Below are 16,241 nucleotides of genomic sequence, written 5' to 3'. Positions count from 1 at the left end.
ACCATGTCGAAGTTCTTTATTGATCGCCCGATCTTCGCCTGGGTGATCGCCTTGGTGATCATGCTGGTCGGGGCGCTGTCGATCCTGAAGTTGCCGATCAACCAGTACCCCAGCATTGCGCCGCCGGCCATCGCCATCGCCGTATCCTACCCGGGCGCCTCGGCGCAGACCGTGCAGGACACCGTGGTGCAGGTCATCGAGCAGCAGCTCAACGGTATCGACAACCTGCGTTATGTATCGTCCGAGAGCAACTCCGACGGCAGCATGACCATCACCGCCACCTTCGAGCAGGGCACCAACCCTGATACCGCGCAGGTGCAGGTGCAGAACAAGCTGAACCTGGCCACCCCGCTGCTGCCGCAAGAAGTGCAGCAGCAAGGCATCCGGGTCACCAAGGCGGTTAAAAACTTCCTGATGGTGATCGGCCTGGTGTCCGAAGACGGCAGCATGACCAAGGACGACCTGGCCAACTACATCGTCTCCAACATGCAGGACTCGATCTCGCGTACGGCCGGTGTCGGTGACTTCCAGGTGTTCGGTGCCCAGTACGCCATGCGTATCTGGCTGGATCCGGCCAAGCTGAACAAGTTCCAGCTCACCCCGGTCGACGTCAAGACCGCCGTGGCCGCGCAGAACGTGCAGGTGTCGTCCGGCCAGCTCGGCGGTTTGCCGGCCATGCCTGGCACCCAGCTCAACGCCACGATCATCGGCAAGACCCGCCTGCAAACTGCCGAGCAGTTCCAGAACATCCTGCTCAAGGTCAACAAGGATGGCTCGCAGGTGCGCCTGCGTGATGTCGCCGACGTTGCCCTGGGTGGTGAAAACTACTCGGTCAGCGCTCAGTTCAACGGCAAGCCCGCCTCGGGCCTGGCGGTAAAACTGGCCACCGGCGCCAACGCCCTGGACACCGCCAAGGCGCTGCGCACCACCATCAGCGACCTCGAACCGTTCTTCCCGCCAGGGGTGAAAGCGGTATTCCCGTATGACACCACGCCGGTTGTCACCGAATCGATCAGCGGGGTCATCCACACCCTGATCGAGGCCGTGGTGCTGGTGTTCCTGGTGATGTACCTGTTCCTGCAGAACTTCCGCGCCACCGTCATCACCACCATGACCGTACCTGTGGTATTGCTGGGTACCTTCGGCATCCTGGCGGCCGCAGGCTTCAGTATCAACACCCTGACCATGTTCGCCATGGTGCTGGCCATCGGTCTGTTGGTGGACGATGCCATCGTCGTGGTGGAGAACGTCGAGCGGGTAATGTCCGAGGAGGGGCTGCCACCCAAGGAGGCCACCAAGCGCTCCATGGCCCAGATCCAGGGCGCCCTGGTGGGTATTGCGCTGGTGCTGTCGGCGGTACTGCTGCCAATGGCGTTCTTCGGCGGCTCCACCGGCGTGATCTACCGCCAGTTCTCGATCACCATCGTCTCGGCCATGGGCCTGTCGGTGCTGGTAGCACTGGTGTTCACCCCGGCCCTGTGCGCAACCATGCTCAAGCCTGTGAAGAAGGGCGAGCACCATGTCGCCAAGCGTGGTTTCTTCGGCTGGTTCAACCGCAGCTTCGACAAGACCGTGGTCGGCTACGAGCGCAGCGTCGGGACCATCCTGCGCAACAAGGCGCCGTTCCTGCTGGCCTATGCGCTTATCGTGGTAGGCATGATCTGGCTGTTCATGCGCATCCCGACCGCCTTCCTGCCCGAAGAAGACCAAGGCGTACTGTTCGCCCAGGTGCAGACCCCGGCAGGCTCCAGTGCCGAACGCACCCAGGTCGTGGTCGACCAGATGCGTGAATACCTGCTCAAGGATGAAGCCGACACCGTGTCGTCGGTGTTTACCGTCAACGGCTTCAACTTCGCAGGCCGTGGGCAGAGCTCGGGCATGGCGTTCATCATGCTCAAGCCGTGGGGCGAGCGCTCCAAGGAAAACAGCGTGTTCGGCCTGGCCCAACGCGCCCAGCAGCACTTCTTCACCTTCCGTGACGCCATGGTGTTCGCCTTCGCGCCACCTGCGGTCCTGGAGCTGGGTAACGCCAGTGGCTTCGACGTGTTCCTGCAGGACCGCGGCGGTGTCGGCCACGAAAAACTGATGGAAGCGCGCAACCAGTTCCTCGGCCTTGCAGCGCAGAGCAAGATCCTCGCCGGTGTGCGCCCGAACGGCCTGAACGATGAGCCGCAGTACCAGCTGACCATTGATGACGAACGTGCCAGCGCTCTGGGCGTGACCATTTCCGACATCAACAACACCCTGTCGATTGCCCTGGGTGCCAGCTACGTCAACGACTTCATCGACCGTGGTCGGGTCAAGAAGGTCTACATTCAGGGTGAAGCCAATTCGCGGATGAGCCCGGAAGACCTGCAGAAGTGGTACGTGCGCAACAGCGCTGGCGAAATGGTGCCGTTCTCCTCCTTCGCCAAAGGTGAATGGAGCTACGGCTCGCCGAAGCTTTCGCGCTACAACGGCGTTGAGGCGATGGAAATTCTCGGTGCCCCGGCCCCTGGCTACAGCACCGGTGAAGCCATGGCCGAAGTCGAGCGCATCGCCGGCGAACTACCGGACGGCATCGGCTTCTCCTGGACCGGCATGTCCTACGAGGAAAAACTCTCCGGCTCGCAAATGCCGGCGCTGTTCGCCCTCTCGATCCTGTTCGTGTTCCTGTGCCTGGCGGCGCTGTACGAAAGCTGGTCGATCCCGATCGCCGTGGTGCTGGTAGTACCGCTGGGTATCATCGGTGCGCTGATTGCAGCCAGCATGCGCGGGCTGTCCAACGACGTGTACTTCCTGGTCGGCCTGTTGACCACCATCGGCCTTGCGGCGAAAAACGCCATCCTGATCGTCGAGTTCGCCAAGGAATTGCACGAGCAGGGCCGCAGCCTGTATGACGCAGCCATCGAGGCCTGCCGCATGCGTCTGCGCCCGATCATCATGACCTCGCTGGCGTTCATCCTCGGCGTGGTACCGTTGACCATCGCCAGCGGCGCCGGCGCCGGTAGCCAGCACGCCATCGGTACCGGTGTGATCGGCGGCATGATCAGTGCAACCGTGCTGGCCATCTTCTGGGTACCACTGTTCTTCGTCGCCGTGTCGTCGCTGTTCGGCAGCAAAAAGCCAGAAACGGACGCCACTCCTCAAACCCCACGTATCGAGGCTGGGCAATGACCAAGTCTTTGTTGTCCCTGGCGGTCACCGCCTTCATTCTCGGCGGCTGCTCGCTGATCCCCGACTACCAGACGCCGGAAGCGCCGGTGGCTGCGCAGTGGCCGCAAGGCCCTGCGTACTCGCCGACCGAGAGCGCCAACGTGGCCGCCGCCGAGCAAGGCTGGCGCCAGTTCTTCCACGACCCGGCGCTGCAGCAGTTGATCCAGGCGTCGCTGGAAAACAACCGCGACCTGCGCGTTGCCGCGTTGAACATCGACGCCTACCGCGCCCAGTACCGCATCCAGCGCGCCGACCTGTTCCCGGCGGTTTCGGCCACTGGCAGCGGCAGCCGTCAGCGCGTTCCGGCGGACCTTTCGCAAACCGGTGAAGCCAACATCACCAGCCAGTACTCGGCCACGCTTGGCGTCAGCGCCTACGAGCTGGACCTCTTTGGCCGTGTGCGCAGCCTGTCGCAACAGGCGCTGGAAACCTACCTGTCCAGCGAGCAGGCGCGCCGCTCCACGCAGATCAGCCTGGTGGCCAGCGTTGCCAACGCCTACTACACCTGGCAGGCCGACCAGGCCCTGCTGAAGCTGACCGAAGACACGCTGAAAACCTACGAAGAGAGCTACAACCTGACCCGCCGCAGCAATGAGGTGGGGGTAGCCTCGGCGCTGGACCTGAGCCAGGCGCGCACCGCCGTCGAAGGCGCGCGGGTCAAGCATGCGCAGTATCAGCGCCTGGTCGCCCAGGACCTGAACAGCCTGACCGTGCTGGTCGGTACCGGCGTTGGCAACCTGCCAGCCCCGCTTAAGCTTGATGCCGACCAACTGGCCGAAGTGCCGGCTGGCTTGCCGTCCGACGTGCTGCAGCGGCGCCCTGACATCCAGGAAGCCGAGCACCTGCTCAAGGCGGCCAATGCCAACATCGGCGCGGCGCGTGCGGCGTTCTTCCCAAGCATCAGCCTGACCGCCAATGCCGGTACCCTGAGCCCGGACATGGGTGGGCTGTTCAAGGGCGGCTCCGGCACCTGGCTGTTCCAGCCGCAGATCAACCTGCCGATTTTCAACGCCGGTAGCCTGAAGGCCAGCCTGGATTACTCGAAAATCCAGAAAGACATCAACGTTGCCCGGTACGAAAAAACCATCCAGACGGCCTTCCAGGAAGTCGCCGATGGCCTGGCCGCGCGCAAGACGTTCGAAGAGCAGTTGCAGGCCCAGCGTGACCTGGTGGCCGCCAACCAGGACTACTACCGCCTGGCCGAGCGCCGCTACCGCATCGGTATCGACAGCAACCTGACCTTCCTCGACGCCCAGCGCAACCTGTTCAGCGCCCAGCAGTCGCTGATCAGCGACCGGCTGTCGCAGCTGGTCAGCGAGGTCAACCTGTACAAGGCCCTCGGCGGCGGCTGGTACGAGCAGACCCAGCAGCAGGCTTCGGTGCAAGCACCACGAGGCTGACCGTAGCCGGCAACATCGAGCCCACCCTTGCGGTGGGCTTTTTTGTGGTAGCCGCATCGCGGGGCAAGCCCGCTCCCACGCCCCGGGGACGCCGAGATAAGCGCGTGGGAGCGGACTTGCCCCGCGATAGCCTGCACACGGCCCCCCCAAACTAACCACCGCGAACATTTCGTTCGATAATCGCCCCGTTCCGCTTGCGACGAATTGCCTCGCCCTGCCCTCGCCACGCACCATCGCTCACGCAACGTTGCACAAGCTCTCAACAAGATGCCCAGCCCGCGGCCCGCACCCGCAGCGCCGAGGCTCACCCAATAAAAACAAGAGATCCACGACAGATGAGCACTTTGCCCCCTGCACGCCAGCTGCTGCCCGGCCTGTTGGCCATGTCCTGCGCCCTGCCCGCCTTCGCCGCAGAAAGCGGTTTTTTCGAAGACGCCAAGGCCACCCTCAACCTGCGCAATTTCTACATCAACCGCAACTTCGTCGACCCAGCCAACGCCCAGGGCAAAGCCGAAGAGTGGACCCAGAGCTTCATCCTCGACGCCCGTTCAGGCTTCACCCAGGGCACCGTCGGCTTCGGCGTGGATGTGCTCGGGCTGTACTCGGTCAAGCTCGATGGCGGCAAAGGCACGGCAAATACCAACCTGCTCCCGGTGCATGATGACGGGCGCCCCGCCGATGACTTCGGGCGCCTGGGCGTGGCATTCAAGGCGCGCCTGTCGCAGACCGAACTGAAAGTCGGCGAGTGGATGCCGGTGCTGCCGATCCTGCGCTCGGATGATGGCCGCTCGTTGCCGCAGACCTTCCGCGGCGGCCAGGTAACCTCCAAGGAAATCGACGGGCTGACCGTTTACGCCGGCCAGTTCCGCGGCAACAGCCCGCGCAACGACGCCAGCATGGAAGACATGTTCATGCAGGGCCGCCCTGCTGCCACTTCCGACCGTTTCAACTTCGCAGGCGGCGAATACACCTTCAACGACAAGCGTACCCTGGTCGGCCTGTGGGATGCGCAGCTCAAGGACATCTACCGCCAGCAGTACCTAAACGTGGTCCACAGCCAGCCTCTGGGTGACTGGACCTTGGGCGCCAACCTGGGTTACTTCATCGGCAAGGAAGACGGCAGCGAACGCGCAGGCGAACTGGACAACCGCACCGCATCGGCATTGCTGTCGGCGCGCTACAAAGGCCACACGTTCTATGCAGGGTTGCAGAAGGTCAGTGGCGATGACGGCTGGATGCGCGTCAACGGCACCAGCGGCGGCACCCTGGCCAACGACAGCTACAACGCCAGTTTCGAAAGTGCCAAGGAGCGCTCCTGGCAGCTTCGTCACGACTTCAACTTCGCAAGCGTCGGTGTGCCGGGGCTGACCCTGATGAACCGCTACATCAAGGGCGACAACGTGCACACCGCCACCGTCGACGATGGCAAGGAATGGGCCCGGGAAAGCGAACTTGCCTACGTCATCCAGTCCGGCACCTTCAAGGACCTGTCGCTGAAGTGGCGCAACTCGACCATGCGCCGGGACTTCAGCACCAATTCGTTCGATGAAAACCGGGTCATTGTGAGCTACCCGCTAAGCCTGTTGTGATACCCCCTGCTCCCACGCAATGGACTGCCCCCAAAAAGTTGCACACCCATCCAGTTTCTTTGGGGGCAGCCCACAACGTGGGAGCGGGCTTGCCCCGCGATAGGGTCAGCAGCCCTCCTAAAGAACCAAAAGACCTATACAAATCAAATAACATTCTTTGACGCTATAAGTAACAAAAGCTAAAACCGAGCCCTGATCCCCGCACCAGAGCCCGAGCATGGACCTCCGCCAACTGCGCTATTTCATCGCCCTCACCGAGTACCGCAGTTTTGTCCGAGGCGCCGAAGCCATGGGCATTACCCAACCCGCCTTCAGCCGCGCCATCCAGAACCTGGAAAACACCCTCGGCTGCACCTTGATCGAACGCGGCAACAAGGCCCTGCCGCCGACCCCGGAAGGGCACATGGTGCTGCAGCACGCCCGCCGGCTGGTGCAAGGCGCAGCGCAACTGAACAACGATGTGCTGCAGATGACCAAGCTCGATGCCGGCGAACTGCGTTTCGGCTGCGGCCCGGCGCTGGCCGTACACCTGGTGCCCGACGCGCTACAGCACCTGCTGACCAGCCACCCCGGCATCCACAGCGAATTGCTGGTGGACAACGCCGAGCGCCTCGGCCAGGCGCTGCGCCGCGAGCAGATCGAGTTTTTCGTCGACGATGTACGCCCATTCGAGGCCGACCCCAACTTCCACACCGCGCAGTTGAAACCGCGCCCTGGCCTGTTCTTCTGCCGTAGCGGGCACCCACTGCTGGCCAAGGACAGCCTGTCGACCAATGACCTGTTCCGCTACCCACTGGCCTGTGCGCAGCTTGCGCCCGGCGTGCGCAAGCGCCTGGCCAACCTCAGCGGGCGCAACGACTTCACCCCGCACCTGCAAACCGAGCACCTGGCAGTGCTGCGCAGTGTGGTGCTGGCCAGCGATGCGATTGGCACGGCCAGTGAAGAAGCGGTGGCCGCTGACCTTGCCACCGGGCGCCTGGTGCGGCTGCACTGGCGCAACCTGCCCCCGGCGCTGGACGTGCTGAGCGTGCGCTGCGGCGTGGTCAGCCGCAGCGGTTACCGGCTATCGCCAGCAGCGCGGGCGATGATCGAAACCCTGATGGCGCTGGATGCCTCGCCCAAAGTTGCCGCCATTCGCTGAACTGATGATGGTGGTGATGGCGGGCTATGCTCAGCTATATCGAGTGATGGGGTGGCGGTGCAGGCCACACAACGCCAGCAGGGAGGAACAACAATGAAAACCCTCGTCGAACACCTGAGCCAGTACGCGGGTTATCACCGCGACCCGCGCAACATCGCCACGCATTTTGTCGGGATTCCGCTGATCGTGCTGGCGGTGGCCATCCTGCTGTCACGGCCGGGGTGGGAGGTGGCGGGTGTCTGGCTGTCACCGGCGCTGCTACTGGCCGGCGCTTCGGTGTGGTTCTACCTGCGCCTGGACCTGCGCTTCGGGCTGCTGATGGCGTTGCTGCTGGGGCTGTGCCTGTGGGCCGGGCAAGCGCTGGCGGTGCAGGCCACCGGCCTGTGGTTGAGCGCCGGGCTGGGGGCGTTCGTGGTGGGCTGGATCATCCAGTTCGTGGGGCACTGGTATGAAGGGCGCAAGCCGGCATTCGTCGACGATGTCAGCGGGCTGATCATCGGGCCACTGTTCGTGGTAGCAGAGCTGGCCTTCATGGCCGGGCTATGTGGCGAATTGAAGCGGGCCGTGGAGGCCAAAGCGGGGCCTGTGGCGCTGCGGCACAAAGCAGTGGTGTGATGGGCGGGCCTGTTCTGGCCCCATCGCAGGCTGTCGCCAGCTCCCACGCAGGTCCTGCCCAACCACAACATTGCTGGTCGGCCCCAAACCTGTGGGAAATGATTGACAGTTGTGGCGAGCGGGCTTGCCCCGCGTTGGGCTGCGCAGCAGCCCCGAAAACCCAAGGGTAATCCTCAGGGCTGCTGCGCAGCCCAACGCGGGGCAAGCCCGCTCGCCACAAGGAAACTCGCCACACTTACTGACGCGACTCAACCCCAAGCTCATCCCACACCGACTCCGCCAGGTGGAACGTGGCATTGGCCGCCGGAATGCCGCAATAGATCGCGCTCTGCATCAGCACTTCCTTGATCTCCTCACGGGTCACGCCATTGCTGGCCGCCGCGCGCAGGTGCAGCCTGAGCTCATCAGTGCGGTTCATGCCGATCAACATGGCGATGGTGATCAGGCTGCGGGTATGCCGGGGCAACCCCGGGCGCGTCCAGATATCACCCCAGGCGTGGCGGGTGATCATCTCCTGGAACTCGCCATTGAAGTCGTTGAGCTTCTCCAGGCTGCGGTCTACGTGGGCGTCGCCCAGCACCGCGCGGCGTACCTGCATGCCGGCGTCGTAACGTTGTTTCTCATCCATGGCGAACTCCTTAGCGGGCCAGCAGAAAATCGAGAACACGCGCGGTGAAGGCGTTGCCCATCTCGACATTGGAAAGATGCGCCGCCGGGAACTCGGCATAGGTGGCACCGACGATGCCCGCCTGCATGAAACGGCCATGTTCCGGGGTGGTCACCAGGTCTGCGCTACCGGCAACGATCAACGTCGGCACCTGGATACGCCCCAGTTGCTCACGGAAATCGGCATCACGCACCGCCGCGCAATTGGCGGCATAGCCCTCGGGGCTGGTCTGCGCCAGCATCTGGCAAATGCGCTGGGTTTCGGCCGGCTGCTGGTCGACGAAGGCCGGGGTGAACCAACGGGCAATGGCGCCGTCGCGCAGGCCTTGCATGGCCTGCTGGCCGCCGCTGAGCACCGTTTCGATGCGCGGGTTCCACACCTCGTCGCTGCCAATCTTCGCCGCCGTGTTGCACAGCGTCAGGCTGTGCAGGCGCTGGCCGGCATTGATGCCCAACCACTGGCCAATCAGCCCGCCCATCGACAACCCGACAAAATGCACGTGCTGGATGCCCAACGCATCCAGCAGCGCCAGCACATCACGGCCCAGTTGCTCGATGGTGTACGGTCCTTGCGTGACCTGCGAGCCGCCGTGGCCACGGGTGTCGTAACGCAGCACACGAAAGTGCTCGCTCCACGCCGGGATCTGCGCGTCCCACATGGCAAGGTCGGTGCCCAATGAGTTGGACAACACCAGCACCGGAGCATCGGCCGGGCCATCGAGTTGGTAATTCAGTACGCCATCGGCCAGTTGCACATGCGCCACAGCGGTCTCCTTTCAGGGAATGAAACGTTGATGTTCGGCCACCGCCCGCGCCACCCACACGCGGGCCTGGCCGAGGTAATGAGCAGGGTCGAGCAGGCGGTCGAGTTCTTCGTCGCCAAGTTCGGCACTGACTTGCGGCTCGTCGCCAAGCACGGCACGCAGGTGGCGCCCCTCGGCGACGGCGCGTTGGCAGCACAGTTCGAGCAGATGGTGGGCACGGTCGCGGCCAAGGCGCTGGGCCAGCACGATGCTGACTGCCTCAGCCAGCACCAGGCCCTGGGTCAGGTCGAGGTTACGGCGCATGCGTGCGGCGTCCACTTCCATGCCCTCGGCAATCTGCTGCGCGTGGTGCAAGGCGCCGGACACCAGGCAGCAGATGTCTGGCAGGGTTTCCCACTCGGCGTGCCACAGGCCCAGGCTGCGCTCGTGCTCCTGGGGCATGGCGGCGAACAGCGTCGCCACCAGCCCCGGCACGCGGGTCGCAGCGCCGATCAGCACCGCAGCGCCGACCGGGTTGCGCTTGTGCGGCATGGTCGACGAACCGCCCTTGCCCGGCGCCGAAGGCTCGAACAGCTCGGCGGCCTCAGTCTGCATCAGCAGGCTGATATCACGACCGAACTTGCCCAGGCTGCCGGCGATCATGCCCAGCACCGAGGCAAACTCCACCAGCCGGTCGCGCTGGGTATGCCACGGCTGCTCTGGCAGGTTCAGTTGCAGTTGCCCGGCAAGCGCCTCGGCCACCGGCAGCGCCTTGCTGCCCAGCGCCGCAAGGCTGCCGGATGCGCCGCCGAACTGCAGCACCAGCAGGCGCGGGCGCAAGGCCTTGAGGCGTTCGCGGTGACGCGTCAGCGCCCCCAGTACCCCAGCCAGCTTCATGCCCAGGGTCACGGGGGTGGCGTGCTGCAGCCAGGTGCGCCCGACTAGTGGCGTGTCGGCGTGTTGCAGCGCCTGGCGGGCCAGGGTGTCGGCCAGCTTGGCCAGCGCCGCGTCGATCAGCCCGAGGGCGTCACGCAGTTGCAGCACCAGCCCGGTGTCCATCGCATCCTGGCTGGTGGCGCCAAGGTGCACGTAGCGTTCGGCTTCGGGCACGCCGCTGGCAATCACCTTGCCCAACGCCTTGACCAGCGGAATGGCCGAGTTGCCAGCCGTGGCGATGGCCTCGGCCAAGGCCCGCACATCGTAGCGCTCGGCCTTGCAGGCCGCCTCGATAGCCACCACTGCCGCGTGCGGCACAAGGCCCGCAGCCGCTTCGGCACGGGCCAAGGCGGCCTCGAAGTCGAGCATGCCCTGCAGCCGGCCACGGTCGCAGAACACCTCGCGCATGGCAGGCGCGGTGAAGTAGGCGTCGAACAGTTGATTGCTCATGCAACGTCCTTAGTGATCATCGTGCAGATACTTCGCTTGCTTGGGCAGGCGCAGGCTGAACAGGAAAGCGATCGCCATCATGGCGGTCACATACCAGTAGAACGTGTTTTCCATGCCCAGGCTCTTCAAGCCCAGGGCGACATACTCGGCCGAACCGCCAAACAGCGCGTTGGCCACCGCATAGGCCAGCCCTACCCCCAACGCGCGCACCTGCGGCGGGAACATCTCGGCCTTCACCAGGCCACTGATGGAGGTGTAGAAACTGACGATGCACAGCGCCAGGGTCACCAGCACGAAGGCCAGGAACGGGCTGGTGACGGTTTTCAGCGCCATCAGCAGCGGTACGGTAAACAGCGTACCCAGGCCACCGAACAGCAGCATCGAGTTGCGCCGGCCAATACGGTCGGACAGCATGCCGAACACCGGCTGCAGGATCATGAACAGGAACAGCGCACCCGTCATCACGAAACTGGCGCTCTTGGCGTGCATGCCAGCGGTGTTCACCAGGTATTTCTGCATGTAGGTGGTGAAGGTATAGAAGATCAGCGAGCCACCGGCGGTGTAGCCGAGCACGGTGATGAATGCCGCCGCATGGTTGCGGAACAACCCTTTGACGCTACCGGCGTCTTTGTCCTGGCGGGTTTCGGCGCTGCTGGTTTCGTGCAGCGAGCGGCGCAGCATCAGCGAGATCAACGCCGCGATGGCGCCGACCACGAACGGGATGCGCCAGCCCCAGGCACGCAGTTCCTCTTCGCTGAGCAACTGCTGCAGGATCACCACCACCAACACCGCCAGCAACTGGCCGCCAATCAGCGTGACGTACTGGAACGAGGCATAGAAACCGCGCTGGCCGCGCAAGGCCACTTCACTCATATACGTGGCCGTGGTGCCGTACTCACCGCCCACCGACAGGCCCTGGATCAACCGCGCCAGCAACAGCAGCGCCGGCGCCCAGGTGCCAATGCTGGCGTAGGTGGGCAGGCAGGCGATCATCAACGAGCCTGCGCACATCATCAGCACCGAGATCATCAGCGAATTCTTGCGCCCGCGGCGATCCGCCAGGCGGCCGAAGATCCAGCCACCGATGGGGCGCATCAGAAAGCCTGCGGCGAATACGCCAGCGGTGTTGAGCAACTGCACCGTGGGGTCATCGGAGGGAAAGAACGCCGGGGCAAAATAGATGGCGCAGAAGGCATAGACGTAGAAGTCGAACCATTCCACCAAGTTGCCCGACGAGGCGCCGACGATGGCGAAGATGCGCTTGCTGCGCTCTTCACCGGTGTAGTAGCTGGAGGTCATGGTGGGTGTGCTCCTGGAGGGGTTACAGGTAATTCTAGACATACCCCGTAACACACTCGTTCCACTGCAAGCCCGCCCACACAACCTGGCGTGGGCGGGCCCGTGTTGCTCAGACGCGTTCGATCGCCAACGCCAGCCCTTGGCCGACACCGACACACATGGTCGCCAGGCCTTTGCGCCCGCCGCTTTTCTCAAGCTGATGCAGCGCAGTGAGTACCAAGCGCGCACCGCTCATGCCCAGGGGGTGGCCAAGCGCAATCGCCCCGCCGTTGGGGTTCACCTGCGGCGCATCATCGGCCACACCCAGCTCGCGCAGTACCGCAAGGCCTTGGCTGGCAAAGGCTTCGTTCAGCTCGATGACATCGAAATCACTTACTGCCACACCCAGGCGTTCGGTCAGCTTGCGTACCGCAGGCACCGGGCCGATGCCCATGACCCGTGGCGCAACACCGCCGCTGGCCATGCCAAGCACTCGGGCGCGTGGGGTCAGGCCGTGCTTTTCAACCGCCTCTGCCGATGCCAGGATCAGCGCCGCAGCGCCATCGTTGACCCCGGAGGCATTGCCTGCGGTGACGGTTTTGTCCGGGCCGTTGACGGCCTTGAGCCGGGTTAGCGCCTCAAGGGTTGTGTCCGGGCGCAGGTGCTCGTCCTGCTCGACCACGGTTTCGCCCTTTTTGTGAGCAATGCGCACCGGCACGATCTCTTCGGCGAAGAAGCCCGCCGCCTGCGCGGCAGCCGCTTTTTGCTGGCTGCGCAGGGCGAAGGCGTCCTGGTCGGCGCGCGAGACCTGGTAATCGTCGGCGACGTTGTCGGCGGTTTCCGGCATTGAATCGACGCCGTACTGCGCCTTCATCAGCGGGTTGATGAAACGCCAGCCGATGGTGGTGTCTTCAAGCTTCATGTTGCGCGAATAGCCGCTCTCGGCCTTGCCCATCACGAACGGGGCGCGCGACATCGATTCGACACCGCCGGCGATGGCCAGCTCCATTTCACCGCTGGCGATGGCGCGGAAGGCCGTGCCGATGGCGTCCATACCCGAGGCGCACAGGCGGTTGAGGGTAACGCCCGGCACGCTTTCAGGCAGCCTGGCCAGCAGCAGCGCCATGCGCGCCACGTTGCGGTTGTCTTCGCCGGCCTGGTTGGCACAGCCGAAGAACACTTCGTCCAGGTGCTGCCACTGCACGCCCGGGTTGCGCTCGATCAGCGCCTTCAGCGGCACTGCGGCCAGGTCGTCGGCACGCACACTCGCCAATGCGCCGCCAAAACGGCCGATGGGGGTACGGATGGCATCACAGATAAATACGTCACGCATCAGGCTTCTCCTGCCACTTGCCCGTGGGCGGTACGGGTTTCAACGCCCAGAATAGGTAGGCTTACAGGTCACTGGCAATCCGATAATCGAACTGTCGTTCGATTACCGAACAACTTGTTACTCCAACCTCTGCACCTGAAAAGGCCAATCGCAGGCTGTCGCCAGCTCCCACAGTGGCGATGTGTACTGCGATATAAGAGGTCTGACTTGAACTCTGTGGGAGCTGGCGACAGCCTGCGATGAGGCCGCAACAGGCAAACTCAGGTCGCGTCAGCGTGGCTCACCAGCCCTTTGATCACCACCGCAACGGCCGCCAGCGCCGCGGGCACCAGCAATGCCGTCAGTACCTGTTCGAAGTTCCAGCCCAGGCCAAGCAGGGTCGCCCCGCTCCAGGCGCCGAGAATCGCGCCGAAGCGGCCGATGCCGAGCATCCACGACACACCGGTGGCGCGGCCTTGGGTTGGGTAGAAGCGCGCTGCAAGCGACGGCATGGCCGATTGCGCGCCGTTGACGCACATGCCCGCCACCAGTACCAAGGTGGCCAGAAGGGTGATGTTGCCCAGGCTCTGGCCCACTGCGTAGGCAAAAATACCCGCCAGCAGGTAGAACGTGCCGATCACTTTGTGTGGGTTGAAGCGGTCCATCGCCCAGCCGACGAACACCGCGCTGAGCACGCCGCCAAACTGGAACAACGCGCCGATGAACGCGGCCTGCTCCATGCTCGCGCCACTGTCGCGCATCAGCGTCGGCAGCCAGCTGGTCAGCAGATAAACGATCACCAGGCCCATGAAGTAGGTCAGCCACAGCAACACGGTGCCCACGCCGTAGGTGCCCGAGAAAATCACCGCGAAGACGTTGCGGGCGGCCACGGCCTTTTGCTCCGGTACGCTGAAGCTGGCGGCCTGGGCCACTACGTCCGGCGCAATCGGGGCCAGGGTTTTACGCACCCTGTCAGTGCCGCGGTTGCGCACCACCAGAAAACGCGCCGACTCCGGCAGCCATACCCACAGCACCAGTGCCAGCAGCAGCGGCAGCACGCCACCGATCACCAGCAGGCTGTGCCAGCCATAGGCCGGGATCAACTTGGCAGAGATAAAGCCGCCCCCGGCCATGCCAAGGTTGAAGCCGCAGAACATGCTGGTTACCAGCAGCGACTTGAGGCGCTCCGGGGTGTACTCGGACAGCAGCGTGGTGGCGTTGGGCATGCCGGCGCCAAGGCCCAGGCCGGTCAGAAAGCGCAGCACCAGCAGTTGGTCGACGTTGGTGGCGTAAGCCGAGGCCAGGCTGAAGCCGCCAAACACCAGCACCGCCCCGATCAACACGCCGCGGCGCCCGAAGCGATCAGCCAGCGGCCCGGAACCGAGGGCACCGAATACCATGCCGATCAGCGCTGCACTCATCACCGGGCCAAGGCTTGCACGGTCGATGCCCCATTCCTGCGAGAGCGCCGGGGCGATGAAGCCCATGGCGGCGGTGTCCAGGCCATCAAGGAAGACAATCAGAAAGCACAGGATCACCACCCGCCACTGGAACCGCGACAGGGGCTGGTCATTGATGAACGACTGGACGTCAAGGCAGTTGCCGACAGTGGATTGTAGTTTGTTCATTGTTGTTATCCGGATTCAAGGCGCAGACAGGCTACTGCGTACGGCTCAGGTGCAGGAGCTGGAAAAATCGGAAGGTGCGGCTGGCGTCAGCCGGGAAGGTGCAACAAGGAAGGCGATGTCATGGGAAGTGCCCTGTGTTTTTATTGTCCGGTCGGCGCAGCCGACTTGTGTGACAGACATTAATCAGCAGGCGTTGGCGGCGCAATTCACCGCGCACGACACTGTGCGTTTATCGAACAGAAAGCAGTCGCTAAACGTTTGTGGGGTGCCGGGCCGCCTGGCGGCCCGCACCCGATCAGCCGAACAACTGGTGGCAAAGGTCTCGGCTCGAGGCCAGCAGAATGGGCAAAAAGCGCTGCTCAAGCTCGCCGCGGCTGACCCGGCCCACATGGGTGCTGACGTTCAGCGCCGCCAGCACCTGGCCTGAGGCGTCATAGATAGGCACGGCAATCGAGCGCAGGCCTTGCTCCAGTTCCTGGTCCACCACGCACCAGCCTTGCTCGCGCACCTGCTGAATGCAGGCAAACAACGAGTCGTGGTCATGCAGGGTGCGGCTGGTACGCGGCTTGAGGTCGGCGCGGTCCAGGTACTCGTGCAGGCTGGCGTCGTCCAGGGCCGCCAACAGGATGCGGCCCATGGAGGTGCAGTAGGCCGGCAAGCGGCCACCTACCGAGAGGTCGACCGAGATCAGCCGCTCCACCGTGGCCGAGCGCGCTATATAAAGAATGTCGTCGCCTTCGAGGGTGGCCATGTTCGCCGCCTCGTGCAACTGGTCGCTAATGCGGTCCAGGTAAGGCTGCGCCGATACCGCCAAGGGGGTTGACGACAGATAGGCGTGGCCCAGGGTCAGCACCTTGGGCAGCAACGAATAGGTACGCCCGTCGGTGGTGGCGTAGCCCAGCTTGATCAGCGTATGCAGGCAACGACGCACGGCTGCCCGAGGGATCTCGGTGCGGTGGCTGACCTGGGCGATGGTCAGGTGGCGCTTGCGTTCCTGGAAGGCCTGGATGACCGCCAGGCCACGGGCCAGCGAGGTCATGAAATCCGGGTCGCCGGTCAAGGCCTGGATGCGCTTGGCGGGTGAAGCCACGATCGGTGGCGCCAACGCCGGGCTGCTGGCCCGTGGCGGCTCCTGCTCGGCTGGGCTGCTGGTTTCTTCGTTCATGGGCATGCCTCAAAAAAAACGGTCGCTTGTGCGATTATCGAACGAACGGGCGATAATCGCAATTGACCGCCGACACTTTTGCTTATACCTTTTGCTCTGCCACATGTGGCTTCTTGGAGAGAC

General features: G+C 64.0%; 12 protein-coding genes. 5 read left to right on the top strand and 7 right to left on the bottom strand.

The features are described 5' to 3' along the window. The first annotated feature begins 3 nt into the window (after nt 1-3). The 5 genes from ttgB (at nt 4) to HU719_RS02265 (ending at nt 7,940) form a co-directional block, all read left to right on the top strand. Complete coding sequence (ttgB, locus tag HU719_RS02285; RefSeq protein WP_186536266.1) at nt 4-3,156, top strand: multidrug efflux RND transporter permease subunit TtgB; 3,153 nt, start codon at nt 4-6, stop codon at nt 3,154-3,156. Continuing rightward, entirely contained in the window at nt 3,153-4,595 is a 1,443-nt protein-coding gene (gene adeC / locus HU719_RS02280) for an AdeC/AdeK/OprM family multidrug efflux complex outer membrane factor (protein ID WP_186520303.1), read from the top strand. The genes ttgB and adeC overlap by 4 nt, the downstream gene beginning before the upstream one ends. 383 nt (nt 4,596-4,978) lie before the next feature. Then, nucleotides 4,979-6,184 (top strand): OprD family porin, encoded by a 1,206-nt coding sequence (locus HU719_RS02275; RefSeq protein WP_437179651.1) that lies wholly within the window; start codon nt 4,979-4,981, stop codon nt 6,182-6,184. 217 nt (nt 6,185-6,401) lie between these two features. Then, entirely contained in the window at nt 6,402-7,325 is a 924-nt protein-coding gene (locus HU719_RS02270) for a LysR family transcriptional regulator (RefSeq protein ID WP_186520305.1), read from the top strand. A 93-nt stretch (nt 7,326-7,418) separates the two neighbouring features. Next, on the top strand, nt 7,419-7,940 hold the full coding sequence (locus tag HU719_RS02265; protein ID WP_186536270.1) for an Mpo1 family 2-hydroxy fatty acid dioxygenase: 522 nt from the start codon (nt 7,419-7,421) through the stop codon (nt 7,938-7,940). A gap of 235 nt (nt 7,941-8,175) precedes the next feature. On the opposite strand, the gene pcaC is transcribed toward HU719_RS02265, so the two are convergent. The 7 genes from pcaC to pcaR form a co-directional block, all read right to left on the bottom strand. Further along, nucleotides 8,176-8,568 (bottom strand): 4-carboxymuconolactone decarboxylase, encoded by a 393-nt coding sequence (gene pcaC, locus HU719_RS02260; RefSeq protein ID WP_186536272.1) that lies wholly within the window; start codon nt 8,566-8,568, stop codon nt 8,176-8,178. Between the two features lie 10 nt (nt 8,569-8,578). Continuing rightward, nucleotides 8,579-9,370, bottom strand: a complete 792-nt coding sequence (gene pcaD / locus HU719_RS02255; RefSeq protein ID WP_186536274.1) for a 3-oxoadipate enol-lactonase — start codon at nt 9,368-9,370, stop codon at nt 8,579-8,581. Nucleotides 9,371-9,382: 12 nt separating this feature from the next. Then, complete coding sequence (locus tag HU719_RS02250; protein ID WP_186536275.1) at nt 9,383-10,735, bottom strand: 3-carboxy-cis,cis-muconate cycloisomerase; 1,353 nt, start codon at nt 10,733-10,735, stop codon at nt 9,383-9,385. A gap of 9 nt (nt 10,736-10,744) precedes the next feature. Then, the gene (locus tag HU719_RS02245) at nt 10,745-12,034 is read right to left on the bottom strand and encodes an MFS family transporter (RefSeq protein WP_186536277.1); all 1,290 of its coding nucleotides are present in this window, start codon (nt 12,032-12,034) and stop codon (nt 10,745-10,747) included. Between the two features lie 109 nt (nt 12,035-12,143). Next, entirely contained in the window at nt 12,144-13,349 is a 1,206-nt protein-coding gene (gene pcaF / locus HU719_RS02240) for a 3-oxoadipyl-CoA thiolase (protein ID WP_186536291.1), read from the bottom strand. Between the two features lie 257 nt (nt 13,350-13,606). Next, complete coding sequence (gene pcaK, locus HU719_RS02235; protein ID WP_186536278.1) at nt 13,607-14,953, bottom strand: 4-hydroxybenzoate transporter PcaK; 1,347 nt, start codon at nt 14,951-14,953, stop codon at nt 13,607-13,609. Nucleotides 14,954-15,248: 295 nt separating this feature from the next. Further along, nucleotides 15,249-16,118 carry a pca regulon transcriptional regulator PcaR gene (pcaR, locus tag HU719_RS02230; RefSeq protein WP_186520312.1) on the bottom strand — a complete coding sequence of 290 codons (870 nt, stop codon included), beginning with the start codon at nt 16,116-16,118 and terminating at the stop codon, nt 15,249-15,251. Nucleotides 16,119-16,241 lie beyond the last annotated feature (123 nt).

This window comes from Pseudomonas farsensis (assembly GCF_014268805.2).
In the GTDB taxonomy this organism is placed as follows: domain Bacteria; phylum Pseudomonadota; class Gammaproteobacteria; order Pseudomonadales; family Pseudomonadaceae; genus Aquipseudomonas; species Aquipseudomonas farsensis.
The sequence above is the reverse complement of the archived record's forward strand: the minus strand, read 5'-3'. Positions and strand labels throughout refer to the sequence as shown.